The organism is Desulfomarina profundi (assembly GCF_019703855.1).
In the GTDB taxonomy this organism is placed as follows: Bacteria; Desulfobacterota; Desulfobulbia; order Desulfobulbales; family Desulfocapsaceae; genus Desulfomarina; species Desulfomarina profundi.
On the sequence record NZ_AP024086.1, the window covers coordinates 2,153,896 to 2,179,539 of the forward strand.

A 25,644-nucleotide genomic window follows, 5' to 3' on the forward strand; every position below is an offset into this window, starting at 1 on the left:
TCAGGGGATTCTCCAGCCATACCGTTATAATATACCCTCTACAGTTGCAGAAGTGAGGTGGCCGCATACATGGTCAGTTTAAAAGATGGTGAATTGTCTCGAACTGTTTCAAGAGTCTCTGAATACTTTTCATCGTGGGATGAAGAAAGAGCCTTGCAAAGCCAGGCCATGGCGTCGGTATGCCGCCTCCCTCCATCCTCATTTTCATACCCGGCTAAAAGCTGCTTCTCCACCTCTTCATAGACGGTCTTATCCGGATTTTCACCATTGATGATTTCTTTTGCCGCTTTGATTTTGTCCCTGGCATCATTTGATCTGAGGAGAAGAACCAGGGGTGATATCTCTTCCCTGATTTCTTTTTTTTCCGAAGCAGGTTCTGTATCAGTTTCTACGACATGCTCCTCAACTCTTTCCGGTTCAGGTAGAGGTGAAAGGGTTTTGGAACAGACCACTTCCCTGCCGGCCAAAAGAGTCAGCCAGCGAACTGCAGTCTGATACCCCGGTCTCGAAATTTCAATATGATACCGACCACTCTGCAGAACCATGCCGGGAGAATACCTGGGTTCGATATTGAGAATCCGTATTGACGCATCATTTGGAACTGTTTTGAAACTCAAACGAAACTCATTGCTCCCGAGATCCGGGACTTCACGCAGTGTCAGTACCCATCCATCTCCAAGGTTTCTGGTTTCAGGTGCTTTTCTGACAATCTGGACACTTTTCACCAGTTGACCGTAACTGATCCCGTCTCCCTCTTCCTTGAGTATTGAAGCCTCAGCCATATTTCGCTGAACCCCGGTAATTTTGATACGACCAGTAAGAACCTGTTCCACGTCAAGAACTTCTCCGGTCTTGGGGTGCTTTATGACCGCTCCCTCTTTATAGACAATAAACTCCATTCCCGCATGAATTCCACTATCCAGACCGAGATCAATCATAACTGACTGATTCTTCCTTTTTACAATATAACCGGTCAGGGGGAAATTCTTTACAATTCTGGCGGTCAGTCTTTTTATCTGCGTCTGCAACTCGGCTTCGGTATCACAACGAATGTTTTCAGCCGCTATAATTGAGCCATTTTCTACATTGATTATACGGGAATTTACTTCGATATTTCCTGTGAGGTGGAGAATTGAGCCGGTAATAATAATTTTTACACCCAGGATTTTACCGATCCTGCTGGCACTGTCCTCTGCAATAAGTCCGGTTGCCCCTAACTTCTGCTCAGCGAGGATCTTCTGTAACATGGCTCGCTCAACAACATCAAAACGCCCATCCTTCACGAGAGTTGTAATAAACCATTCCGAGACTATTGCCCCCATATCTCGAGTATGAAACGCTTTCCCATGCACCTCAAAATCGAGAACAGCAATCTTGGTCTTGATAAATTCACAATGCCCTTTTCCGACAGAACCAAATACCAGTAAAAAAGAAAGCAAAACAACGCCAGCTAAACTCTTTGTATTCATTGTAGAACTGATTCCTGAATTTTTCATGTTGATAAGTTGAGGACAAACCTATTCAACAATGATCTTCAATGCAAACTATTTCATTGCAACAAAGAATTTTGCAGGCAACATCTTGATTCTATAAATACTTCCCCCCGCACGAACCTCAACCTTACATTTATCGGTAAGCTGAGTTCCGGGGAATAATAAAACAGCTATTTATCACGTTCATCAATTTTAAAACCACCAATCAACTCCTGCAGGGAGGCAGACATTTCATTTAACTGCACAGCCCTTCTGTTGACTTTACCAGCGCTTTCAGCCATCTGCCCGGCCTGTTCATTCACAACCGCAATTTCACCTGCCATTTCATCAGCTTCCCTTGCTCCTTTGGCAATAGATTGATTGACTACCTGAATGCCTCGGGACGCACTACCGACATTCTCCGCAATTTCTCTTGTGGTTTCCAATTGATTATCTACGGCTGTGACGATAACGGTCACAGTTTCACTCACCTCTTCTATCACCTTACGGATCTGATCAATATCGTAAACCGTTTCATCAGTGGACTTCTGAATACTCGAAATATTGTCCCTGATTTCCCTTGTCGCATCTGCTGTCTGTCGGGCCAGTTCCTTGATTTCGTTTGCGACAACTGCAAACCCTTTACCGGCCTCACCAGCTCTGGCTGCCTCTATTGTTGCATTCAGGGCAAGAAGATTGGTCTGTTCCGATATATCGGTGATAACTTCAGTGACCCTACCAATATCCGTCGCCGATTGCCCCAGACTGTTCACCTTTGTAACCGTCTGCCCCACCTGAGACACAGCTTGACCGGCTATTGTTTTTGCTTTTTCAGAGCTACCGGCAATATCCCTGATACTGTTCGTCATTTCATCAGCTGCAGCAGCAATCGTATTCATATCGGCTGCAGCCTCCTCACAGGAATCAGAAACAGAAATCATCTCCGTACTCATTTCAGCAGCTGCCGCAGAAACCTTTTCAGACTTCCCGGAAGTGGCATTGGCACCAACCGACATCTCTTCCGCAATTGATGTCAACTCATCTGACGACCGGGTGACACTCCTGGTATTTTTTGCAACCTCCTTGATTATTCCCTGCAGCTTCTCCATAAAAACATTGAACCAGGTTGCCAGCTGACCGACTTCATCATTGCTTTTTACCTGCAGACGGGTACACAGATCACCTTCACCCTGGGCAATATCTTTCAAACGATCAGCTACATTTTCAACAGGTTTGATAAGAAGCTTGACAGCCAGAAATGTAACGCTGCACAGTAAAACAAGACCACAGATCAGCCCGGCAAGCAGGATGGTGCTTCTTGTTTTACTGCCGACCTCCCTGTTAGTTGAAAAAATTCTCTTTTTAATTTCTCCAACCAGGGTTTTGTTTTTTTCAGTAATTTTACCGACTGCAAGCACCAGGTCATCTACCACTGTTTTTGATTTTTTCCGAAGCGTTTCAGTTATCAGCCCGGCACTGTTTTCAGCGAGCCCTTCAAAACGGGAAGCCATTTTATCCAGAGTTTTGTTCATCTTTGATTTATCTATACAGACAAGCACCTTCCCCAGGGTATTCCCTTCTGTAACAACAGGATGCTCCACAATGAAAACAGATGAATCTTCGGCGGACGCGGAAAGAACTTTTTCATATTTTTTCCTTCCCTTACCTTGAGCTATATATTTTTTAATCTTCTCTTTTCTTTTATCGAGATAGCGGACAAATGGTTTTCCGTTGGAACGGATATACATGACATAAACCACATTGTCAGTGTGTGATGCGGATTTGGTATAAGTCACCAGATCAGAATAATTATTCGTCAAAATAGCTTTGGGGGCAACCTGGGCCAGAAGAACCGCTAGACTCCGACCATTGGCTTGCAGGCTTTTTTCCCAATCCTCGGCAACCTGCATTTTTTCCCGATTCAGGGCTTCTCTGGTTTTCTCCGCAACTTCCTTACTCGCGGAAAAAGCCATTTCCGACAAAACCTTTTGAATCTTTTTATAAATTCGGCCAAACTCTCCCTCAATTGTCGTCCTGGAAACCTCAAGGTCTGAAGCCAGTTGCTCCCCCATGCGGCCAAGCAGTTTCTGCTGGCTGGAAGAAACTGCGTATGCCAGAATAAGAAAGGAAATAATGAGGATTACCGTCAGTGGTACAAGCAATTTGACCCGAAGGCCCCGGTTATCAAAAAAAGAAAACACGTTATCTCCTCCCTGGAAAAATGTTCAGTTCAAAAGATGTCCTTACAAGTTTTTACTGTCCGGAATAAGCACCTATTTTCAGTACCTTTTGCAACTCTTCAACCGGCCCGTAATCCAAAGAATCCCTCCAGCCGACAATTTTCGCGTCTTTTGCCGCCTTATCAGTGCTTTTCAACTCTCTCAAGGCGGCTACAACTTCAGATGCCAGATCATCTCCCACATGAGCTACCTTCGCCAGCGGCCATTCCGGGTAAAGCCTGGTACTGCAGACGAAAGGAAAATCGTTATATTTCTTCTGATTGATGATCTTCAATTCATCCATATCCAGCTCATCCGCCGCGACCATTCGCTCAATCGTATCAGTTCTTACTGTACCGGCATCAACAGCACCATTGATGACCGCATAAACAACATTATCGTGCTTTCCTCCAAATTCCAGTTTGGCAAAATCTGCAGTGGGGTTAATGCCACCATCCAGCAGCTCCTTGTAAGCCATCTGCCAGCCACCAAACGATGATTTTTTCACAGCCATAAACGTTTTTCCTTTCAAATCGGCCAGAGAATTAATATCTTCATTTTCTGCAAGGGTAAAAATGACTCCGCCAAAAGACTGTAATGGCTGCCCCTGCCTGGAATTAATCATAGTGGCAATGGCTGAAGCGCCATATCTCACCTTGGCCGTAACGTACATGGAGGAGTTGACCAGGAAGAAATCAACAGCCCCTGATTGAATGGCACCATTGACTGCATCAAAACTCAAGGGAATTATTTCAAAAGTCTTTCCTGTCAGTTTTGCTGTCAGATATTCTCCAGTGGATTTCCATTTTTTCAGGGCCTTTACAGGACCGTTTTTTGCCAGTACCCCAATTTTATACGTTTCTCCATGACTGAAAACAGGCATTAAAACCAACAAACAGATCACAATTAAAAAGCTCTTTCGCCAATCCTTCATGCTTTCCTCCTGTAAATTTATGATAAACCAGCATAGCTGGACCAAATGACCCAACTGTTATGCCCTTTCAAGGTACAAAAGACTGATGAATTCCGACCGCGTTAAAATGGCCTCCTGAGGTATGGTTTCCAGAGAACCAGTTGTCATCCATAATTTTTTGAGACTGTCACTCCATTAAAACATCATTTTCCGGCTACTGAAAAACTCCGTAGATTGCCAGGAATATTAAAGATATCTACCGAAAAATAATAATTCTCCCCCAAAAACCAGTCAGTGACAGAATGCTGAAACAGCTGATAGCCAAAGAAAAAGATTACTCAATAATTATATCTATAGAGTACCAGATGTAAAATTTTTTCTCGGAACAGGAAGAAATAGTCTGACCACCTGAGAATGGCTACATCTCAAAAACCTGACAATAACACTCTCAGGAATGGGCAATGAAAAACCGGATCAACCGTTTTTTTGATTGATAATGGCGATACCGAGAACAATAAAGATAATTGAGCCAAGAAGGGAAAGAGTCAAAGGTTCTCCAAGAAGAACAACCCCGAAAAAGACACCTGAAACAGGCATGATAAAAACGTAGGAATGAATCAGTGCCGTACCATATTCACTGACCAGAGTGTTCCAGGCAATATATCCGAATGATGCCGTAATAAAAGACTGGTAAAAAAGAGAGAGACCAATTGGGAGATCGACATGACGAATCATGCCGTTATCGAAAAACCATCCGGCAAGAAGAAGACAGGGAACAGCGAGAAGCATTGGGTAAAGCGTCACCAGAACCGGGTTGGTCGAGGATATTATCCTTTTTATATAGACCGCATTTGTCCCCCAAAACAACACCGCGCAGAAAATGATAAAATCACCGCTCCTGACAGAAGCATCCACCACCTGTGTATCAAAAACAAGCACAAGAACACCGATGAACCCCAGAACTATCCCAACGGCCTTTCTTATGGTCACCCGCTCTCCGGGAATGAAAAAATGGGCTAGAAGCAGAACAACAAAAGGGAGGAAGTTGGCGATAAGAATTCCATGTGAAGCCGTTGTCCTGCTCAGACCGGTGTAAAACAAGGCAACCTGCGCTGTAAAGAGAAAAGAGACAACCAGGAGGCGGTACGCCTGCTGCCTGTTGACACGAAGAGACCTTCCTGTAGAGACAGCCCAGATGGAGATAACAATAGCAGCCAGCCCAAAGCGGAGTCCCGCACAACTGAACACACCGATACCATTAAAAGTAATCTTTACAGCTACAGCATTTGCACCAAAAAGTGTGGAAAGAAAGACTGTAAAAAGTGACGCCTTGAGAGGGAGTTGGGAATTTTCCTTTATCTGCATTGAGGCACAATACCAGAGCGCTCTCTCACCTGTCAAGGATCAACAATTATCCTCCTGAAATTGCGGGGAATATATCAATTTCATCCCCATCATGAACCAGCTGGTCTCCAGGGACAACCTTTCCACGGCAGACTGCAATATAACCACCGGCGTCAATCCCCTTTTCTGCATTATATCGGTCCAGAACAGTTTGCAGACATTGAGGCTCTGAAAGGGGAATCTCAACCTCTCCCCTTTCAGTCAGTTTGAAGTTCAGTTTTACCATTGACGGGCAAGAGCGCTTTCCTCATCGGTAATATCCATTGTTTCACCGGTTTCAGGCTGCACTTCCTCATAAAATGTTTCGGTAAAACGATAATCCCGGGCTGTAATTCCGGCATCCGTATTAAACTGATGTTCAATGCGAAGGGTTTCCTTGACAAAATCATCAAATTCGTCCGCGCTGATTTCCACATTATAAAAAGCCTTGATCAGATCGAGAAGAGGCGTCATATCATTGCGGACGGAATAACGGACAAAGTTACACATGCCCATGGCATCCATACGGGAGCCGATCACCTGGAATTTTTTGGACAACTCCACTTTGCCTTCCTTTGATGCAGGCTCCTCCTCATCGCGCAGGGTAAAGCCGAAGGTATGATCTGCACCCATGGGACTGGAAAGATAAGTCATGGCCATTCCCTTTGTTCCCCGGGGTTCATAGGCTGGAATGGCCTGACCAAGAACGTGGGGAGCATGACGAACTCCCAGGACTTTGGCCGCAACCTTACAACCGGAAGCCAGGATTCGTCCAAGAGGGGTTATGTCCCGCACCTCTTCCATGAAGCGGATAACTGCCTTTTCATCTCCAAATTCGGCCAGTCCCGCTTCCATCGCCACTCCGATTGCAGCACCCACATCCAGGGTATCAACTCCGGCGTCGTTGGCAATTCTGTTCATTTCAGCAATGACATCGAGATTCTTGATACAGAGGTTGGAACCCATCAGAGCCATGGTCTCGTATTCAACGGGAGAGCAGAGGAGTTTTCCATCCTTATCGGGATAAACGTTGGAACACTGAATTGCACAAGGATGCATGCAGGCATGCCGGGTCTTTCCCTCGCCTCCTCTTTTCTCGATTGTATCGTACATGGTCTGGGCATTTATTTTTTCTGCCCCTTCTATGGTCCCGTGGGTAAAATTCCTGGTGGGCAGTACCTTGAGGGATTGACAAATATCCACCATGGCAGCAGTTCCGTACTTCGTGAAAAGAGACGAGACCGGATTGTCTTTGAGCAATTTGACAATACGCTTGCTCCCCTCTTTAAAGGCTTCAGGATCGACCATATCCGGTTGCACCTCTCCGTCATCAAGGATGACCATGGCGATGACACGCTTGGAGGCCATCACCGCACCCAACCCACCCCGCCCGGCATAACGCGAGCAAACGCCATGGGGATCAGAACAGGCAATACCACTTGCCAACAACAAGTTCTCAGCAGCCGGACCGATGGTTATACACCCGGCTTTTCTACCATATTTTTCAGCAAGCAGGTCCGATTTTTCATAGACACCTTTTCCCTCAAGAAAAGTTCCATCTTCAAACTCAACCCCGTCTTTACCAACAACGATTATTTTCCATTCGCTCTCTTTCCCCGGAGCATCTTCCAGTGCGATACAACGCAATCCCTGCCGCGCAATGCGCGTACCAACAATACCACCAGCGTTGCTTTCCTTGATTCCACCAGTAAGCGGACTCTTTGCCCCGATACTGAGTCGGTCAGAACTGGACACCGTTGTACCCGCCAGCACACCCGTACAGAAAAAAAGTGTATTTTTCCGACCAAACGGATCGCAGGTGGGCGGTATTTCTCTGCTGACCAGGCGGGAGGAGAGCGTTCTTCCCCCAGCAGGTATTCTTTGCCGGAAAAACTCTCTTTTTGACTTTCACCGGTTACCGTATTTATCCTCAACATGGAAAACATCCCGTTCCTCCCTTCTTTCAATGGCAAAATGCCAAATCGTATCAGTTTATTCCTGTTTTAGCCTGCATTTCCCATCAGTTCAGGCGGCGTCAGCTTCATAGTTCTGAGAGTCTTAGCTACCTGGCAGTAAATTACAGTAGCCAATGTTTACTACCGAAATACTGCAAAAGATAGCGTCGGTTAGACTGACTTTGGGTGAACATACGGGTTAGCGACGGTAAATCTTAACGAAACGCCCCATTCTCTACCCAGAGAAAAACAGCATATTATTTTATTTTTCACATATCTTCAACCCCTTACGGACAGAGACAGTGGATACAATAATTGTATATAAAAATAGTATACAATGCAAGTTATATTTTCCTCAAACCTGCGACGCAACAACCAGGCCGTTTTTCGCTAAAAACAAAACGTTTCAGGATCCGGGTTCAAATCCTCTAATGATTTAGCCGACCCCAGTATACCTTCAAACCGGTATATTTTTCTTTACCAGAATATAAGATAAATGAATTGGTGGAAAAATAATATCAGCTGACTGTGATGAATGGGTACTTTTGAACAGCAGATACTTTTTTCACCAGAACGCAGTAATAGGATATAACAGCAATTTTCAGGGTTACTTCAATCTCATATCTTAATTATGCCCAACTCTACATCCCCTGGTCGTCCCTGGTTATTTACAACCATCCCCGTCTGCCTGCTGCTCGCCATCTATTTTGTCTTTTTTTCTCCTGTTCCGTCAACTTCTACACATTCTGTAAAAGAGCTGAACCCTGCCTGGTATACTCCAGAACTGGCAAGGGAAGAATACAGGAAGAATGCGACCATGCCGGGAAACTGTTTTATCTGCCACGCATTCTGGGTAAAAGTACCTCCTGATCCGACAGTTCGAGTTCCCCGATTTGCCCATACTGCCATTTCTTTAAATCATGGAAAAAATGACCGCTGCTATAACTGCCATTTGATAAATGACAGGAATAAATATGCTAAAAATGATGGCAGCGGCATCATGCCCCAGACACCTGAAGAAGTCTGCGCAAAATGTCATGGACTGATCTACAACGACTGGAAGAAAAACACCCATGGTGTTCGCCGGGGAAAATGGCTGGCCAGGAACCGTTTCGATCAAGAAAAGTTCACATGTACCGATTGTCACGATCCCCATTCTCCTGTCTTCAAATTTGCTAAAACAACTCCACCTCCTACCTGGGACAAAAAGTACATACGCTCGGGTCAGGCTACAGATAATGGACCGGAATCCTTTACTTCTGAATATCTTATCGAGCAGAAGGAAACATTTTAATCATGACAAAGAAATCAGAAAAAACTTCCAGCCTCAGCAGACGCGATTTCCTTACAGCTGCAGCTGTAACCGTAGCTTCTGTGGGCTCAGGTTGTGCTGCCCTCTCTCCCCTGCTGGATGCCGAGGAGATTCCGACTGCGGAGGAATTCCTCCAAAAACATTACAAAAAACTTTCATTTGATGAAAAAAAAGTCATTTTCCAGCGACTGGAAAAGCAGGTTGAAAACCAGTACGGCGTCAGGACCCATATCAGTGACCCACCGCCAATGGACGGGGTGGAATTTGCCTATGCCTCAATATAGGCCGCTGTATCGGGTGCAGACGCTGCGTTTATGCCTGCATGAATGAAAATAACCAGTCCCGCGATCCGGAAATACAATATATCCGCGTCATGAAAATGAAAAAGGGAAGCATTGACCTTGAAACATCTGACCACGATTATCCTGAGAATGAAGCTGCCGATCCCAATTATTTTTATATGCCGGTCCAGTGCCAACAGTGTAGGAATCCCCCCTGCGTGAAAGTTTGTCCTGTAAAAGCAACCTGGAAGGAAAAAGACGGCATTATTGTCATCGATTACAACTGGTGCATCGGATGCCGCTACTGCGAGGCTGCCTGCCCTTACCATGCCAGGCGCTTTAACTGGGCAAAGGGCAAAATTGCGCCGGCTGATATCAATCCGGAAATGGCATACCTGTCCAACCGGCCTCGACCAATAGGAGTCATGGAAAAATGCACTTTCTGCCTGCAGAGAACCAGGAAGGGGTTATACCCGGCTTGCCTTGAAGTGTGCCCAACCGGTGCCCGGAAATTCGGCAATCTGCGTGATCCGGAATCAGAAGTGCGTAGAATTATAGAAAATGAACGAGTTTATGTATTGAAGCAGGATCTGGGCACAATACCAAAATTTTACTATGTTTTTGCCAAATAGACGCCATGATACAATTTATAATACATGGGTTCACCTCAATTTTCCGTGGAAGCACAACCTACTGGCTGTGGATTACACTGCTCCTGATTGTCTCTCTGACAGGACTGAATGCCTGGGCCATCCAGCTTGCCCACGGTCTTTCTACAACAGGGATGGGAGATGAAGTTTCCTGGGGGATGTATATCGCCAACTTTGTCTTTCTGGTGGGTATGGCAGCTGCGGCAGTCATGATGGTCATTCCCGCCTATATTTTCAAAGATAAGGAGATGCACAAGGTCGTTATCATGAGCGAACTTTTTGCCATCGCTGCCATGGTCATGTGTATACTTTTCGTCACTGTGGATATCGGCCGTCCCGACCGTCTCTGGCACATGATTCCCAGGCTGGGATTTTTCAATTTTCCGAGTTCCATGCTTTCCTGGGATGTCCTCGTGCTGAACGGTTATCTGCTGCTGAATTTCCACGTCTGTTTTTATGTCCTGTATTCCAAATTTCGAAACAGATCACCCAGACCATTCCTTTATATTCCCATTGTTTTCCTGGCAATAGCCTGGGCATTTTCCATCCATACCATCACCGCCTTTCTCTTCCAGGGACTGGGAGGACGCCCATTCTGGAACTCGGGTCTCATTGCCCCGCGTTTCCTGGCATCCGCCTTTGCGGCCGGACCATCCTTCATGATTCTTGTTTTTCTCTTTCTCAAAAAAAGCGGTGCTATTTCATTTGATAATACAGTTATCAACCGTATACGGGTCATTGTCACCATAAGTCTGCTTATCAACATCTTTTTTGCTGGTTCAGAATTCTTTGCTGAATTTTACTCAGATTCAAAACATGTTGTTCATTTCAGTCACCTTTTCGGGTTGCATGGTGAGTCCATGCTGGCCCCCTGGATATGGACCGCCTTATCACTGAACATTGGTGCAGCAATTTTCCTCCTCAGTCCTTTCAGGCGAAACCAGACCGTGCTCATTATCTCCTGCCTCATGATAATCATCGGTATCTGGACAGAAAAAGGGCTGGGATTTGTTATCCCTGCTTTTATCCCGACAACACTTGGCGATTTTGTCCAATATGTTCCCAGCATGAATGAGCTGAAAATATGTTTTGGTGTGTGGGCTTTTGGACTCCTTATTTATACGCTGATGCTCAAGGGTGCCATTCCCATTATGAACGGGCAGGCGGTTAGAAAAGACTGACTCTGAATCTTGGTAAACAGTCTGTAACAAAAATCAGTGGCAGGCTGTCTATTCATTTCCTGAACGACTAGGAGAAAAGGAACATAAGAAGGCCACATAAGTGGAAACAACAACTTTAAAAGGGGAGGTCTGACAGTATGGCAGGAAAACGGATATGTTTATTGCTGGCCGCAGGTTTGATCCTGACTGCCGGATCAGTGTACGGTGGTGGGGGCTGCTCCACCAAGGAGTGTCACTCGGGACTTGCGGATATCAAGCCGGAAAGCCACGAGATGATGCGAACAATCAAAATGAATGGGTCTCAACATGGCGATCCTGATGGATGCGTCATGTGTCATGGCGGAAATCCCAAGGCAACTACCAAGGAGGAAGCGCATAAAGGAGTACCGGCCACGCTGAAATTTTCTCCGGGCCCCAAGGATTTTTATCCTGATCCTGGTTCCATCTGGATCGCGGATAACTCCTGCGGGGCATGTCATCCCGGCTACGTTTACCGTACAACTACATCTCTCATGAACACAGAGGCTGGTAAAATTCAGGGAAATCTGCATACCTTCGGCTTTAAGGAAATGCAGAATTACAAAAATCCCTGGGGTAATTACGATGCCAAGGATCTGGATGGGCCGGCACCACTTTCCGGCACCGAAACCTATAAGCAATATATGTCCAAAATGGTCCAGAAATATCCGGATCAGTTTCCCATGGAACTGAAAATGCTGCCTCAACCGACCATGGAAGAGATCAATGCCGATCCGAAACTCGCCGCCCTCACTTACCAGCGTCATGACTGCAATCGCTGTCATATTGGTGTCCGTGGCAGGGAAAAACGTGGAGATTACCGTGGGATGGGCTGTTCCGCATGTCATGTTCTCTATTCCAACAACGGTTTTTATGAAGGCAATGATAAAACCATTGCCAAGGATAAACCGGGCCATATGCTCAAGCATGAAATCGTGGGAACCCGTAAGACCGGAGGAATTCCGGTGGAATCCTGCAACTCCTGCCATAACCGTGGAAAACGAATTGGTGTTTCATTCCAGGGGTTGATGGAATTCCCCTACGGCTCGCCCTACGATAAGAACGGTAAAAAACAGCCCAAATTGCACACAAAAAAATACATGTTTATTTCTGATGACCTGCACCATCAGGTTCAGAGTCGTGAAGGCAATCCCAAGGGCGGACTGCTCTGTCAGGACTGTCATACCAGCATTGATGTCCATGGTGACGGAAATATTCATGGAACGACAATGGGACAGGTAGAGATTGAATGTACAGACTGCCACGGTCGCCCGGACAAGTACCCGTGGGAACTGCCGGTGGGTTATGGCGATGAGTTCGGCAATGAACTGAACCCTGCTGCCAGAGGCGTTGCTAAGGAAAGATTGATCCCGGGTCGTCAGTTTGGAGCAAAGTATGACGCGGAGGACGGTTTTGTCCTCACCGCACGCGGTAATCCATTAGGAAATGTTGTCAAGCGTGGGAATAAAGTCATAGTCCATTCCGCAACAGGTAACGACTTTGAAGTACCGGTTCTCAAGGCTCTGCACGAACAGAAGAAATGGAAGGATCCCTCAGCGGAGATTGCCATGTCTTCCGTCTCCAAGCATATGGACAAAATGGAATGCTACGCATGCCACGCCTCCTGGGTTCCCCAGTGTTACGGTTGCCATGTACAGGTTAATTTTGCCAAGAAAGATGGAAAGCCACGTATGGGTACAGACTGGATTGCATCAGGCAATGCCCACAAGAATAATGGCCAGACAGCGGAATCCGTTCTTGGGTCAGGTGGTATAAAGAGTATGGGCAAGCCCATGGAAACCCGCAGCTACCTGCGATGGGAAGACCCGGTCCTCGGAATCTCGGGTGAAGGCCGAGTAAGCCCGCTTATGCCTGGCTGCCAGGTAACCTACACCGTAATCAATTCGGACGGCAAGACTCTTGTAAACAATGAAATTGCCGAAAGTCCGGATGAGGCCAAGCAGCTCGGACAGGAACACGTGCCCCTTGCTATCGATATGGCTCCCGTCCAGCCACATACCGCACAGCGTAAAGCAAGAACCTGTGAATCCTGCCATACAAATCCCAAGACAGCAGGACTTGGGATCGGCAACGGTACTTTCGGCATGCGCCAGCATGAGAACATTGTGGAAGATCTAGTGGATGCAAAAACCGGCAAGCCTCTTCCCAAAAAATACAGTGTTCAGATTCCGGCTATTCCGAAGTTGAATTTTGACTGGTCCCAGATTGTCACCCGTGATGGAACTCAGCTTGCTACAGTAGGGACTCACTGGCCACTTTCAAGGGCGTTCAACAAAAAGGAACTGGACAATTTCATGCGTGCTGGCACCTGTATGGGATGCCACCAGAACATGAGCAACGAGGAACTCTGGAAGAAAGTCAGTACTGAAGGCACGATTGATCCCGCCAGACACCTTGAAGCCATGAACAAAATGATCCAGACCATGGCAGAACAAGGAATCAAACCTGCCGAAATGAAAAAATAACGGACATTTATCAGACAGTCCACAACCCTGAACCCCCTGATCCTTTCTCAAGGACCAGGGGTTCTCTGTATCCGGCAATGTATACAATCTGGAAATAATTACAGGATTACTATTTTATGACGAATAGCATACTTGACCAGGCCAGCCACCGAATGTACATCAAGCTTGGTCATGATGTTCTTTCTGTGTGTATCAACTGTCGATGACGAGATACAGAGCGTGTCGGCAATTTCCTGATTGGTCATTCCTTCAGCAACAAGCTGGAGAATTTCCCGCTCGCGGACGGTAAGAATATCCTTGCTTCTGTCCTTTGATTTCCTTGCTATGCCCACAAGTTCTTCCAGAACCACTGTTTTGAGTGAAGGAGATATAAATGTATTTCCGGCTGCGACGCATCGAAGAGCGTCAATGAACCTGTCAAAGCTTTCCTCTTTGAGGAGAAACCCAAGTGCCCCGGCTTTCAATGATTCCACGGCAAAAAAACTGTCGGCATGCATGGTCAGGACAAGTATCCTGCAGTCGGGAACTCTTTTCTGCAACTGTTTTGTCACATCAATACCGCTGAGGCCTGCCATTGCAATATCCAGTACAGCCACATCGGGCTGCAGCTTTTCAATTTCCTTCAACCCTTCACGACCGTCACCGGCTTCTCCAACCACATGAATATCCGATGTCCCTTCCAGAAGAGTTCGGAGTCCCTGTCGAAACATCTGATGATCATCAACCAGAAAAACATTCATCCGAACCATTCTCCTTTTTCTTTATCGGAACATCCAGAATCACCCGGCAACCTTTACCCATCTCGGATTCTATTGTCATACGACCATCCATGGAATCCAGCCACTGACGGATTGTCACCAATCCTATTCCCTGGAACTCATCTGTCATCATGTCTGTCTGTTGCGGATCAAACCCCCTGCCTTCATCATCTACGGTCATGCGGACAATTTCATCCCTGCGTTTGATTGTTGCTACTATTTCTGCGGTTTCAGCGTGTTTCCAGGCATTATGAAGCAATTCCTTATAGGCTCTGAACAGAAAAATATTCTGAGATTTTGAAAGACCAAGCTCACTTTCTCCACCGTAAACGCTTACATTCACACCAGTTTTCCTGCTGAAATTCCTGCCATACCAGGCCATTGCAGCTCCAAGACCCTGGTCATCCAGCACCCTCGGGAAAAGATCAAAAATCATGGTGCGAATCTGATCAATCATAACCTGGACCATGTTTCTGGTTTCGAGAAGTTCGTCATGAATACAACTGGGCACTTCTTCCGGACCATTATGCCGTCGACACGACTGCTGCTCAGCCTCCTGTAACCTGAGATTAACAAGAGCCAGGTTCTGAGCCATTTCCTCATGGAGCACCTGACCCATATGACGACGCTCCCTTTCCTGGGCAAAAACTATTTCCTCCCTGATCCGTCTGTCGATCTGCTGCTCTTTTCTCTGCTGTTCCCGAAGTTCCGTCACATCACGAAGGACCCCTTCCAGGCCAGAGGGTATGCCGTGTTCACCTTTTCTGGCTGTAGCTGTCATAATGCAATACCGCTGACTCCCATCCCTGCGTACTATTGCTATCTCAACATCTCTTATCGCTTCTCCGGCAGCGAGCTGACGTATGACATCAGCCTGTTCTCCCTGTTTTTCTGCCACCCCAAGGTCAAACAGGAAGAGGTCCCTAGGTAATTTATTTTCCCCCAGAGCAAAAAGATTCCTGCCAGCCTGATTCAACTCCACTATCCTGAACTCCTTGTCAGTGACAAAAATACAATCCTGGGAGTTTTCAAAAAGCAGTCTGTATTTTGCCTCAGACCTCTGGAGGTTCCCCATACTTTTTTCAAGATTTTCAGCCATCTTGTTAAAAAGATTTCCAAATTTTCCCATATCATCCTGACTGTAAATCCTGGCCCGCGAAGACAGATCCCCCTGATGTATTTTTGAAGCGGCCCTGGCAAGGGAAAGAATAGGTCTGGAAAATCTCCACGAAACAAACACAGCCACCACCACACAGAGGGCTGTGAGAAGAAGGGTAAATTTCAAAAAAGACTGGACATATTCATTCAGGCCAAGGAGCAGGTTTGCGTCATCGACAGTGGTCAGTAATATCCAGTAGCTGTTGCTGCGATTATCTCCGGAATTTTCAGGAAAATCTGGTTGAATGGGGTAGGTAAGGGGAATCCGGATATAGGCATAGAGCGTCTTCTTTCCTGTAACCGCACTATCCTTGAGCTGTGTCCCCCGCTCCTTTGTCCCCAACCATGCTGCAATCAGGGGCTCATCTTTCACAACTGTTTCATTATGGCCAAGCATGAATCCAAATCGTTTCTGGATATCGGGATGATAAAGAAAATATCCATCTTTATTCAAAAGATAATAATTTTCACCACCTCTGACCTGCTTCTGCTGACGATCCAGCAAATTTAAAAAAACAGACCCGAAAACATTAAGAACAAGTATCCCCTTTTTTCTTTTCTGATGGTCAAAAAGCGGTGTTGAATAGCGGATAACAGGAGTCAGAGGTATCTGCAGCTGCCCCTGTTCAATATTCAGATCCATCGGAGAAATTGAGATTTCCCCGTCTCTCAGCAGGCTTGCTTCCTGAAAATAATAGCGATCACTTTTGTCTTGCAGTTCCCTTTCCGGGGTGAGCCAGAGTTTACTGCCATTACTGTTAGCCCGGATAATCTCTTTTCCGCTTACACTGAGAAGACGTAACTGCTGAAAAATCTGGTGATGGGCGGCAATATTGAGAAACTGCCGCTCAACAATATGAAACAGATATGATTCATCTGCAACATTCTGACTGTTGAGCAGGGCCTGTAGATCAGGAAGGTCACGCAGCACCAGAAGATCACGCTGAATCCATTGCTGCAGCGAGCGAATATCGGCACTTATAAGCTCCAGATCAACGATGGCCCGCTCCTTTAACCGGTCCATCACAAACCTGCGATGCTGATAACGGGCGTATCCACTGGAAATCATTACAGTGGATACTGTAATCAGTATAAATATAAAGATAAATTTGCCGCGCAGACTGGTAAACATTGCGTTTTATTTTCGGCTTACTTTTTAATCACAGCCTTTTCAATAATGACAGAATATCTGTATCCAGCACCAAAATCCCTGTCCGTGGCAACAATTCCCTCAATGGTTATATCATTCATATTTTCAGGAATCTCTGTGGTAGTCACCACCAAATCATGGCTGTTCTCCAGTGCATTACCACTGCCGTCCTGTATATGCAGCCAGTTCCTGCCCATGATATTTGGACTGTATTTTACAACTTTCCCACGAACACGGACAATTTTGCCGCTTAGCGCCTTACGCTTGGCGTACAGTTCACCTACAGTAAATGCGTGTTCACCTTCAGCCTTGGGCAATGCAATTTCCTCCTGCATTGCTATGGCAGCGACACTGCCTCCCGATTCCTTCTGGGGATCAATCTGGCGGGGCATATGCCTTGTGTCCGAAATCCTGTTTTCAAGGCCATTGGGTTCCCCGACTACGGTTTTCCTGCTCTTTTGTTCTGGTTCCCGGGAAGTATTTACAGTGTCAACAACCTCTTTTGGAACCTGCCCCACAAGACCGGGAGAAAAGATGATTTCTCCAAAGGTTCTGGACAGGGTTCTGCTAAAAAAATTCACCATTTTCATTCCCTGGTAAAAAGAAACTCTGTCACCTTCTTTCAGTACCACCATTGGAATGGCAACCCAGCCCCGACCTTCTCCCATATCAGCTTTAAAATAGGTATACCCGGCAGCATTCATGGTTTCAAGGACAGTGCAGGAGATCACACCGTCCTGTCCGTTTTCGCCGTTCCGACCAGTGTTCTTTGAGGCTGCAGCCTTCCCGGAAGAAATGACGACAGATAGAAAAAGGACAAAACAGACGACTGAAACAAGAATTTTATACATTTTCAACATGGATTGTACCTTCAATTATTGTAATTTTGATAAGACCAGAATCCTGCACCCAGTAAACCTGAGGGCCAGAAGATGAAAAAATATTGTTTATCTTCCTGATATGCAGGATTTGGAGAAAACGGTATTGCTGAACCCGGTGGCTCAGCAATTTATACCCTCTGAGCGCCTTTGGAACCAGACCACCATATCACCAGTATACCGAAATTTACAGATCAACCACATTCTATCATTGTCATGAAATTTATTTCTGAGGAGTATACCATCTCAACCTCAGCGCATTGGTAACAACGGAAACCGAGCTGAAAGCCATGGCCGCCCCACCAACCATGGGATTCAGGGTCGGGCCACCGAAAATTGCAAGGACTCCCGCGGCAACAGGAATACCGACTACGTTGTAGGCGAAGGCCCAGAAGAGGTTCTGCCTGATATTGGTCATGGTGGCCCGGCTCAGGCCGATGGCTGTAGAAACCCCCTTCGGGTCCCCCTGCATGAGGACAATATCAGCCGACTCAATGGCCACATCAATACCGGTCCCCATTGCAATTCCCACGTCCGCCCGGGTCAGAGCCGGAGCATCATTGATTCCGTCACCCACCATGGCAACAAGCTGCCCCTTCTCCTGCAACCTGACCACCTCCTGTTCCTTACGGTCAGGCAGCACTCCTGCAATCACCCGCTCAATTCCAACCTGCCTTGCTATTGCTCCGGCAGTCACCTCATTGTCCCCTGTCAACATGACCAGGTCAAGCCCCATGGCCTTGAGATCAGATATGGCTGCCACAGCCGCTTTTTTAACTGGATCTGCAATTGCAAGCAGGGCTGCAAAATTGTCATCAACACTTAAGTAGAGTACAGTCTTACCGTCTGCTGCCCATTTTTGTGCCTTTTCCTCCAGATCAGCATTAAGCCCTTTTACATTTTTTTCCTGCATGAGCATGCTGTTCCCGATCAAAACACTGTATTTCACACCTTCCTTCTCCAGCTCAGCCTCAACACCTCTTCCGGTAATGGAGGTGAAAAAAACAACCTCGGGAAGGATCAATGATTTTTCACTGGCCGCACTCATCAGGGACTCGGCCAGAGGATGTTCCGACTGTATTTCTGCTGCCGCCGCAAATCCAAGCACCGTTTCTTCACCAAGGGAGCCCTCGAGATGGATATCGGTCAAAGTTGGTTTGCCTGCAGTCAGGGTTCCTGTCTTATCAAAAACAATACAATCCACTTTGCCGGCAAGTTCGAGAACTTCTCCGTTTTTAACAAGGACCCCCAGTTGCGCTCCCCGGCCGGTGCCCACCATGATGGACGTCGGTGTGGCAAGTCCCATGGCACAGGGGCAGGCAATGACCAGGACGGCAATAAAAATACGCAGGGAAAATGTAAAACCTGCCTCACCTATAAAATACCATGAAAATCCGGCAACAGCGGCAATAGTCATCACCGTCGGCACAAAATAAAGACTGATTCTATCGGCAAGATTGGCAATGGGAGCCTTTGATCCCTGCGCTTCACGAACAAGCTGGACGATCTTGGCCAGCATGGTATCCTCTCCCACCTTTTCCGCCCGCAGGGTCAGCGCACCCTTTCGGTTCAATGTTCCTCCGAGAAGGAGGTCACCCACTTTTTTGGCGACAGGCAAACTCTCACCCGTCAGCATGGATTCATCTACACTTGATCTGCCATCGACAATAACCCCGTCCACCGGCACACGCTCCCCCGGCTTTACAAGGAGCAGATCACCTGTCTTGATAGCGGAAACAGCAATTTTCTGCTGCTCACCATCTTTTAGAAGAATGGCCTCTTCCGGGGCAAGTTCCATCAGCTGGCGAATAGCATCGGTGGTCTTTGCCTTGGATTTGGCCTCAAAATATTTTCCCAGGGAAACAAGGGCAATCAGCATGGCCGCCGACTCAAAATAAAGATCCCCGGCCTTTGAAAAGGGATCAATCCCCAGACATATTTCCACCAGGTTCCAGGTGGAATAAATAAATGCGGCTCCTGTCCCCATGGCAATCAGGGAATCCATATTGGGAACACCTCGAAAAAACGCGGGAACACCGTTAATATAAAAATTCCTTCCCATCCAGAGAACTGGCAAAACCAGGATGAACTGAACCAGGGCAAAATTAAGTGGTGAAATTCCGGGATCAAGAAATGCAGGCAGAGTGATACCGATCATATGCCCCATGGAGACGAAAAAGATCACTGAAGCCAGCAGAAAAAGGGGCAGGAGCCTCCGTCGCATGGCCTGCAGTTTTTCCAGCGCCCCTTCAAGCTCCTCTTCCTGCCCATCACCTTCTGTCTCTGTGGCACCAAAACCGAGGCCGTCAATACTCCGGGTAATATCATCAACGGAAACAAGGGCTGGATCAAAGCGAACCCGGGCTTTTTCTGTTGCCAGATTGACACTGCACTCATCCACTCCTTCAAGGCCACCTATCACCTTTTCGATTCGAGCGGAACACGCTGCACAGTGCATACCGGAAATAGACAGTTGAATTGTTTTGCCCTTTTCCGGCAAAACAAGTTCAAATCCCATCCTGTCCACAGCCTCTTTTATTTCATGTATTGAAACCTGATCCGGATCGTACTTCAGCGCCAGGTTTTCCGTTGCCAGGTTGACAACCGCATCGTCAACACCCTCCAGATTGCTCAATATCTTTTCAATTCGTGCGGAACACGCTGCACAGTGCATGCCCTTTACCGGCATCTGCAGATTTTCTGTTCCTGCCATAGCATAACCTTTTGTTGGAATTTTTTTTAAATCTCCCTGCCTTGTCGGGCGTATTTCCAACTTGGCTGAGTTTCATGGGTAATCAGGATTAAAAATAGAGATTAAAATGGATGATGTAAAGACACTTGACATAACCCCTGTTGTTATTACAACTTTTAATATAATCCTGAATCCGTAACGGTTTTGTGGGTTTGTTTTAAGTAATATGCCGAAAATAATGTTAAAATGTTTTCTGAGCTGATTCACACCCCCTTTTTTTTGGAGACTGATCTATGGAAACAATAAAAATAAAAGGAATGAGCTGTAACCACTGTACGGGTTCCGTACAGAAAACGCTGGAAGGAATTGCCGGTCTTTCTCAAGTATCGGTAAACCTGGAAAAAGGAGAAGCCTCATTTATAAATGATGGTGTCAGCAAAGATGACATAGTTGCAGCCATCAAGGCTATCGGTTTTGAAGCGGCTTCATGATCATCTTCCGGAATCCTTGACGGTTGTTTGACCTCTGTGTTGATTTTTCGACTCAAGAATAGCAACGTCACGGTACTGTCAAGCTTTCACACATGGTTCCGACCTCCTGTTGCACGTTGATATACTTTGATCCAAATACCTGCTTTTGGGATCAGGGAGTGAACCGTTGTTCCAGGTTGTCAAGAAAAAGCTCATACTTGCCCGGATCAATTCCGGTTTCCTTATCTTTTAAAACAAATTTCTCAGCTATCTCTTCAATCTGCCCGGCTGTCAATTCCCTGTCCAGCCAGGGAAAAAGTATCTCATCTTCTTTTTTAATATGTTCAGCCAGCAACGACCGGTAAGCGAGAAGATGTTCCTTCAGAGTCCTGGTATCGGTTGCTTCCAGCGAGGCGAGCATCGCCTTGACAAGGTTGCGTGCTTCCTTGTGGTCCTGATAAATAACCTGAAAAATTTCCAAACTGTCATCGAAATATGCAAACAAAATATCCTCTTCCTTTCCATGGTGGAGCCTGTCAGCATAGGATCGAATAAGATCAATGCCATCCCGCACAAGTTCCTGTCCTTTTTCAGAATTCAGATCCATACTCTCCACCACAAATGGAATCAGGGCCAACCAGCGTTTGATCTGAACATGCTCTCCAACCAGCTTCTGCATGGGCAGGGAATGAAAAACGTGGACCTTCCGTTCTGATGGCACTGTTGTCTCCCGGAATATCTGGATATCTCTCTCGGGATAAATTACAGACTCAATACGAAGCATCAGCTCTCGTTCCTGTTCCGGCTCCATCTGATGAATCTCGAGTATATCCTTTAATTGACACATCCCAACCGTACATGGTCCGCAACCGATCCCGTATTGCTCAAGCACTGTTCCAACCTCGGGAAATTCCGCTATTATTTCCTTGATACCTCTATTTTCGTATTGTTCCATTTGAATATTTCCTCTGATATGTAACAGCAGACATGTAATTACGCCTGTCAGGTATACTGTAAGGATATACGAGATAAATAAAAGGGACCTTGATTTAAATCAAACAATACAAAAAGACTTTTTTCTTTTCAGCTACAGATTTGAGAAATCACCGAATTCAGGTATAATTAAAATAGCTTTTCACACTTCAACATCTGTATTCCGGGAGGAAAACATATGGTCACACCAGCAAAACCCATCCCACCTGAACAGGATCTCGCCCGGCAGACAGAAAAAATCTTCCACGCCATTAAATTATCCCTTGAAAACAATGATATCATCCGTGCCGAAGCATTGCGGGAAAAGCTGCTTAAAGTCAACCCGATGGCTCTCAGCGAAATTATCAAATCAGCTGAACTGATTGAAAACACAAAAACAGCCAACAGGGACCGGGATCATTTCGCTGTATGGGACAAGCTTTACAGTACCCTCTCCGAAGAAGAACAGAACTGTCTGTTCTACAGCCTGAAAAAGGTCATTGTACCACCGAAAAAAATAGTGCTGTCCAAGGGTTCATTCAATAACCGACTCTTTTTCATTGACAGGGGGAGAGTTTCCATCTGTCAACCAAAGGGAAAAAGACAAGTGGTGCTGGCCCAACTTGGCCGGGGAGACATCCTCGGGGAATATACCTTTGCCACCATAGCTCTCTGTAGTGCCACGGCGGTAACCAGTTCGGAAGTACAACTTATGGTCCTGGAAAACTCAGCAGCCACCGGCTGGAATGAGAACCCTGAACTCTACGACAAACTCATCGACTACTGCATGAAAAATGGCCAGATCGATGAAATCCTCCGCAGAAAGAAATCGGATAAACTGCATGCCACGAGGTACACGGTGTCAGGACAGGTAACTGCGTGTCTGTTGGATAAGAAAGGTAAAAAGACCGAAACACATTTTCGCGGCACTCTTTCAGAACTGTCAGTATCCGGAACCAGCTTCGGTATCAGATGCTCCAACAGGGAAACAGCAAGAGCTCTTTTAGGAAGATACCTGTTGCTGAACTGCAGCTTCAACAGGGATGAAACTCCATTGAAAACGCTTGGTAGAATTGTTGAAGTGAGTTTCCATCTCTATAATGACTACACCCTGCACATTCAGTTTCCCACCAAACTGGAAGAAAAGGAAATTGTAAAATTCTGCAGACGACCTGATAGAAAAAACAGTCAGCACCATTCCGGAAATTAAATAACCTGGATACTCCCTCGGTTCGATGGGGTAAACCTGCCACCGATGGTAAATCTGGAACCCGGATTGTAAAAACTGGACTTTGTCACAATCTCTCCCTCCACCCAGGTTTTCCGGTGCAGGACCAGGCAGGGTTCCGTCTCATCAATCTGCAGTAACTCACGAACTGGCGCCTGGGCAATCATCGCTTCCACCACATGTTCCACCTCTGAAATAGGCGCAATATCCAGCAGATACTCATTTGGAGAAACGTGGGTAAAATCCTGTCTCAGAAAATCAGGGGCAAAATCCGGTTTGACATACCTGTCAGCCAACTGAATAGGAACACCATTATCCATATGAACAATAAGTGAATGAAAAACGGAAGCATAGGGTTGCAGTCCTATGGAAAGAGCCAGCGCGGGGCTTGCTTTTTCTTCCGCCAGAACACAGACTTCACAGGAGTAAGCCCCTCCCCGCTCACGAATTTCCTTGGCAATGGACTGAACCTCAAGAAGTGCTGACTGAGGTTTCTGGTTGGCCACAAAGGTTCCCAGTCCCTGGACACGAGTCAGCTTTCCTTCGCCAGTCAACTCCCGCAGGGCTCTGTTTACAGTCATTCGTGAGACACCGAGCAGTTCAACGAGTCTGTTTTCCGACTCGATTTTCATCTCTTCACGCAACTCACCACTTTCGATACGGGAAAGGATATACTCCTTGACCTGCTGATAACGGGGCAGGGAAGGATCAATATTATGAATATGATCGAAAAACTGCATTTTAAGTCCACCTGTTGATCCAATTACTCATTCTTAAACTGAAAATTTAGCCCAGTCAGACTGGTTTATCAGGCAGTCACACCCGGCAACAACCCTTCCGGCACAAGGTAATTCAAAGTCCCGGAAAGGGCCAGCTCGCTTGCCTTTTCGATATCGGGTGCAAAATACCTGTCCTGATCATAAAACTGAACCAGCGCCCTCACCTTTTCCTTTGCCTTCTCAAGAAGGGGCGATGTCTTCAACGGTGCCCTGAAGTCCAGGCCCTGGCAGGCGGCGAGCAGCTCAACACCGACCACTCCAGCAGTATTTTCGGCCATATCAAGCAATCTGCGTCCGGCAAAAGTTGCCATGGAAACATGATCCTCCTGGTTTGCCGAGGTTGGCAGACTGTCCACTGATGCCGGATGGGCCAGAGATTTGTTTTCACTGGCAAGAGCTGCTGTCGTCACCTGGGCAATCATAAATCCGGAATTGAGCCCACCTTTTTCCACCAGAAACGGAGGCAGTTTACTCATATGAGTGTCAATGAGCAAGGCTATTCTCCTCTCTGAAATAGCCCCGATCTCAGCCAGGGCAAGGGCCAGATTGTCAGCTGCCATGGCGACAGGTTCCGCATGAAAGTTTCCCCCGGAAATAATATCACAGCTCTCTGCAAAAACCAGGGGGTTATCAGAAACGGCATTGGCTTCCGTCACCAGAACCTCCGCTGCATTCCTGATCTGAGAAAGGCAGGCCCCCATCACCTGGGGCTGACATCTCAGGGAATATGGATCCTGTACACCCTCGCAATCCTTATGGGAGAGTCCAATCTCGCTCATTTCAGTCAAAAGATGACGAAAAGCTGCCGCAGTATCTACCTGGGTCCGGTGTCCTCTCACTTCATGAATGGCAGGTTCAAAGGGTCGCCTGCTTCCCAGTGCGGCCTCCACCGACAGTGCACCTGCAACCAGGGCGGAAGAAAAAAGGTTTTCCGTGGCAAAAAGCCCCTCCAACCCAAAAGCAGTGGAAGCCTGGGTACCGTTCAGCAGTGCCAGTCCTTCCTTGGGGCCGAGCACTATCGGCTGCAACCCCGCAATTTCGAGGCCCTCGCGACCGCTGAGTCGCTTTTTCCCGTAAATCACCTCCCCTTCCCCAAGCAACACAGTGCTCATATGGGCAAGGGGGGCAAGATCCCCTGATGCCCCAACCGAACCTTTTTTGGGGATACAGGGATAAACCTGGCTGTTTACAAGTTTCACCAGGGCTTCAATCACCTCAAGGCGGATACCGGAATACCCCCTGGCCAGACTGTTTATTTTTAATACCATGAGCAGCCTGGTTGTTGATTCATCCATTAAATCACCAATACCGGCGGCATGGGAAAGGACTATTGAACGCTGGAGATGCTCCAGTTCATCATTGGGGATTATGGTATTGGCCAGCAGTCCGAAACCGGTATTGATTCCATATATCACCCTCCCGGAGCTGATAACATCGGCAACAGTGGCCACCGATTTTCTAATACTTTCCCTGCATTCGGGAATAAGTTCAACTCTGACCGGTTCTGCCGCGACTGTTCGTAATTGTTCCAGGGTCATTTCCCCCGGTACAATCTGTATATTTTTCATTATCATTTCTTCTTCCTTAAAAATGGCTTACTTGTATATACAATTAAAACTTCAAAAACGACACATGGTTTTTAAAAAATATTTCCTGTTATTTTTATAATACAGTTCTACAAAAAAGAAT

Annotated in this window: 20 protein-coding genes; 7 read left to right on the forward strand and 13 right to left on the reverse strand. The window is 46.7% G+C overall.

Annotation, left to right across the window (positions count from 1 at the left end):
- Window positions 1-38: 38 nt before the first annotated feature.
- From LO777_RS09905 to LO777_RS09930, 6 genes are all read right to left on the reverse strand, one after another.
- Complete coding sequence (locus tag LO777_RS09905; RefSeq protein WP_228853762.1) at window positions 39-1,469, reverse strand: FlgO family outer membrane protein; 1,431 nt, start codon at window positions 1,467-1,469, stop codon at window positions 39-41.
- Window positions 1,470-1,663: 194 nt separating this feature from the next.
- Complete coding sequence (locus LO777_RS09910; RefSeq protein ID WP_228853763.1) at window positions 1,664-3,673, reverse strand: methyl-accepting chemotaxis protein; 2,010 nt, start codon at window positions 3,671-3,673, stop codon at window positions 1,664-1,666.
- A 52-nt stretch (window positions 3,674-3,725) separates the two neighbouring features.
- Window positions 3,726-4,625 carry a phosphate/phosphite/phosphonate ABC transporter substrate-binding protein gene (locus tag LO777_RS09915; protein ID WP_228853764.1) on the reverse strand — a complete coding sequence of 300 codons (900 nt, stop codon included), beginning with the start codon at window positions 4,623-4,625 and terminating at the stop codon, window positions 3,726-3,728.
- 453 nt (window positions 4,626-5,078) lie between these two features.
- The gene (locus tag LO777_RS09920; protein WP_228853765.1) at window positions 5,079-6,005 is read right to left on the reverse strand and encodes a DMT family transporter; all 927 of its coding nucleotides are present in this window, start codon (window positions 6,003-6,005) and stop codon (window positions 5,079-5,081) included.
- Window positions 6,006-6,015: 10 nt separating this feature from the next.
- On the reverse strand, window positions 6,016-6,234 hold the full coding sequence (locus LO777_RS09925; protein WP_228853766.1) for a MoaD/ThiS family protein: 219 nt from the start codon (window positions 6,232-6,234) through the stop codon (window positions 6,016-6,018).
- Complete coding sequence (locus LO777_RS09930; RefSeq protein ID WP_268907565.1) at window positions 6,228-7,865, reverse strand: aldehyde ferredoxin oxidoreductase C-terminal domain-containing protein; 1,638 nt, start codon at window positions 7,863-7,865, stop codon at window positions 6,228-6,230. Before LO777_RS09930 ends, LO777_RS09925 begins: the two co-directional genes overlap by 7 nt.
- Before the next feature lie 708 nt (window positions 7,866-8,573).
- On the opposite strand from LO777_RS09930, the gene LO777_RS09935 reads away from it, so the two are divergent.
- The 5 genes from LO777_RS09935 to LO777_RS09955 all read left to right on the forward strand — a co-directional run bounded on the left by LO777_RS09935 (window position 8,574) and on the right by LO777_RS09955 (window position 13,870).
- Window positions 8,574-9,236, forward strand: coding sequence for a cytochrome c3 family protein (locus LO777_RS09935; RefSeq protein WP_228853767.1), 663 nt, complete (start codon window positions 8,574-8,576; stop codon window positions 9,234-9,236).
- Window positions 9,237-9,238: 2 nt separating this feature from the next.
- Window positions 9,239-9,538, forward strand: a complete 300-nt coding sequence (locus tag LO777_RS09940; RefSeq protein ID WP_228853768.1) for a ubiquinol-cytochrome c reductase iron-sulfur subunit N-terminal domain-containing protein — start codon at window positions 9,239-9,241, stop codon at window positions 9,536-9,538.
- 38 nt (window positions 9,539-9,576) lie between these two features.
- Window positions 9,577-10,167: a 4Fe-4S dicluster domain-containing protein gene (locus LO777_RS09945; RefSeq protein WP_407929065.1), complete on the forward strand. Its 591-nt coding sequence runs from the start codon at window positions 9,577-9,579 to the stop codon at window positions 10,165-10,167.
- 5 nt (window positions 10,168-10,172) lie between these two features.
- On the forward strand, window positions 10,173-11,366 hold the full coding sequence (gene dsrP, locus LO777_RS09950) for a sulfate reduction electron transfer complex DsrMKJOP subunit DsrP (protein WP_228853769.1): 1,194 nt from the start codon (window positions 10,173-10,175) through the stop codon (window positions 11,364-11,366).
- 137 nt (window positions 11,367-11,503) lie between these two features.
- On the forward strand, window positions 11,504-13,870 hold the full coding sequence (locus tag LO777_RS09955; RefSeq protein ID WP_228853770.1) for a hypothetical protein: 2,367 nt from the start codon (window positions 11,504-11,506) through the stop codon (window positions 13,868-13,870).
- Window positions 13,871-13,968: 98 nt separating this feature from the next.
- On the opposite strand, the gene LO777_RS09960 is transcribed toward LO777_RS09955, so the two are convergent.
- The 4 genes from LO777_RS09960 to LO777_RS09975 all read right to left on the reverse strand — a co-directional run bounded on the left by LO777_RS09960 (window position 13,969) and on the right by LO777_RS09975 (window position 20,527).
- The gene (locus LO777_RS09960) at window positions 13,969-14,610 is read right to left on the reverse strand and encodes a response regulator (RefSeq protein ID WP_228853771.1); all 642 of its coding nucleotides are present in this window, start codon (window positions 14,608-14,610) and stop codon (window positions 13,969-13,971) included.
- A complete protein-coding gene (locus LO777_RS09965; protein WP_228853772.1) occupies window positions 14,591-16,855 on the reverse strand; it encodes a PAS domain S-box protein in 2,265 nt (754 codons plus the stop codon). The genes LO777_RS09960 and LO777_RS09965 overlap by 20 nt, the downstream gene beginning before the upstream one ends.
- Before the next feature lie 80 nt (window positions 16,856-16,935).
- Window positions 16,936-17,796 carry a DNA-binding protein gene (locus tag LO777_RS09970; RefSeq protein WP_228853773.1) on the reverse strand — a complete coding sequence of 287 codons (861 nt, stop codon included), beginning with the start codon at window positions 17,794-17,796 and terminating at the stop codon, window positions 16,936-16,938.
- Between the two features lie 241 nt (window positions 17,797-18,037).
- Window positions 18,038-20,527: a heavy metal translocating P-type ATPase gene (locus LO777_RS09975; protein WP_228853774.1), complete on the reverse strand. Its 2,490-nt coding sequence runs from the start codon at window positions 20,525-20,527 to the stop codon at window positions 18,038-18,040.
- 272 nt (window positions 20,528-20,799) lie between these two features.
- On the opposite strand from LO777_RS09975, the gene LO777_RS09980 reads away from it, so the two are divergent.
- Window positions 20,800-20,997: a heavy-metal-associated domain-containing protein gene (locus LO777_RS09980; RefSeq protein ID WP_228853775.1), complete on the forward strand. Its 198-nt coding sequence runs from the start codon at window positions 20,800-20,802 to the stop codon at window positions 20,995-20,997.
- A gap of 151 nt (window positions 20,998-21,148) precedes the next feature.
- Here LO777_RS09980 and LO777_RS09985 read toward each other — a convergent pair whose 3' ends face one another.
- Window positions 21,149-21,931, reverse strand: a complete 783-nt coding sequence (locus LO777_RS09985; RefSeq protein WP_228853776.1) for a hemerythrin domain-containing protein — start codon at window positions 21,929-21,931, stop codon at window positions 21,149-21,151.
- A gap of 216 nt (window positions 21,932-22,147) precedes the next feature.
- Between LO777_RS09985 and LO777_RS09990 the strand changes: the two genes are divergently transcribed.
- A complete protein-coding gene (locus LO777_RS09990; protein ID WP_228853777.1) occupies window positions 22,148-23,158 on the forward strand; it encodes a cyclic nucleotide-binding domain-containing protein in 1,011 nt (336 codons plus the stop codon).
- On the opposite strand, the gene hutC is transcribed toward LO777_RS09990, so the two are convergent.
- Both hutC and hutH read right to left on the reverse strand, forming a co-directional pair.
- On the reverse strand, window positions 23,155-23,916 hold the full coding sequence (gene hutC, locus LO777_RS09995; protein WP_228853778.1) for a histidine utilization repressor: 762 nt from the start codon (window positions 23,914-23,916) through the stop codon (window positions 23,155-23,157). The genes LO777_RS09990 and hutC overlap by 4 nt on opposite strands.
- A gap of 68 nt (window positions 23,917-23,984) precedes the next feature.
- Window positions 23,985-25,523, reverse strand: coding sequence for a histidine ammonia-lyase (gene hutH / locus LO777_RS10000; protein ID WP_407929134.1), 1,539 nt, complete (start codon window positions 25,521-25,523; stop codon window positions 23,985-23,987).
- Between the last annotated feature and the right edge of the window lie 121 nt (window positions 25,524-25,644).

What these genes read in the sequence shown, in the direction of transcription:
- LO777_RS09905 (WP_228853762.1), bottom strand. Translation starts at nt 1,469, where the DNA reads ATGAATACAAAGAGTTTAGCTGGCGTTGTTTTGCTTTCTTTTTTACTG.
- LO777_RS09915 (WP_228853764.1), bottom strand. Translation starts at nt 4,625, where the DNA reads ATGAAGGATTGGCGAAAGAGCTTTTTAATTGTGATCTGTTTGTTGGTT.
- LO777_RS09925 (WP_228853766.1), bottom strand. Translation starts at nt 6,234, where the DNA reads ATGGTAAAACTGAACTTCAAACTGACTGAAAGGGGAGAGGTTGAGATT.
- LO777_RS09935 (WP_228853767.1), top strand. Translation starts at nt 8,574, where the DNA reads ATGCCCAACTCTACATCCCCTGGTCGTCCCTGGTTATTTACAACCATC.
- LO777_RS09940 (WP_228853768.1), top strand. Translation starts at nt 9,239, where the DNA reads ATGACAAAGAAATCAGAAAAAACTTCCAGCCTCAGCAGACGCGATTTC.
- LO777_RS09945 (WP_407929065.1), top strand. Translation starts at nt 9,577, where the DNA reads ATGAATGAAAATAACCAGTCCCGCGATCCGGAAATACAATATATCCGC.
- dsrP (WP_228853769.1), top strand. Translation starts at nt 10,173, where the DNA reads ATGATACAATTTATAATACATGGGTTCACCTCAATTTTCCGTGGAAGC.
- LO777_RS09955 (WP_228853770.1), top strand. Translation starts at nt 11,504, where the DNA reads ATGGCAGGAAAACGGATATGTTTATTGCTGGCCGCAGGTTTGATCCTG.
- LO777_RS09960 (WP_228853771.1), bottom strand. Translation starts at nt 14,610, where the DNA reads ATGAATGTTTTTCTGGTTGATGATCATCAGATGTTTCGACAGGGACTC.
- LO777_RS09965 (WP_228853772.1), bottom strand. Translation starts at nt 16,855, where the DNA reads ATGATTTCCAGTGGATACGCCCGTTATCAGCATCGCAGGTTTGTGATG.
- LO777_RS09970 (WP_228853773.1), bottom strand. Translation starts at nt 17,796, where the DNA reads ATGTTGAAAATGTATAAAATTCTTGTTTCAGTCGTCTGTTTTGTCCTT.
- LO777_RS09975 (WP_228853774.1), bottom strand. Translation starts at nt 20,527, where the DNA reads ATGGCAGGAACAGAAAATCTGCAGATGCCGGTAAAGGGCATGCACTGT.
- LO777_RS09980 (WP_228853775.1), top strand. Translation starts at nt 20,800, where the DNA reads ATGGAAACAATAAAAATAAAAGGAATGAGCTGTAACCACTGTACGGGT.
- LO777_RS09985 (WP_228853776.1), bottom strand. Translation starts at nt 21,931, where the DNA reads ATGGAACAATACGAAAATAGAGGTATCAAGGAAATAATAGCGGAATTT.
- LO777_RS09990 (WP_228853777.1), top strand. Translation starts at nt 22,148, where the DNA reads ATGGTCACACCAGCAAAACCCATCCCACCTGAACAGGATCTCGCCCGG.
- hutC (WP_228853778.1), bottom strand. Translation starts at nt 23,916, where the DNA reads ATGCAGTTTTTCGATCATATTCATAATATTGATCCTTCCCTGCCCCGT.
- hutH (WP_407929134.1), bottom strand. Translation starts at nt 25,523, where the DNA reads ATGAAAAATATACAGATTGTACCGGGGGAAATGACCCTGGAACAATTA.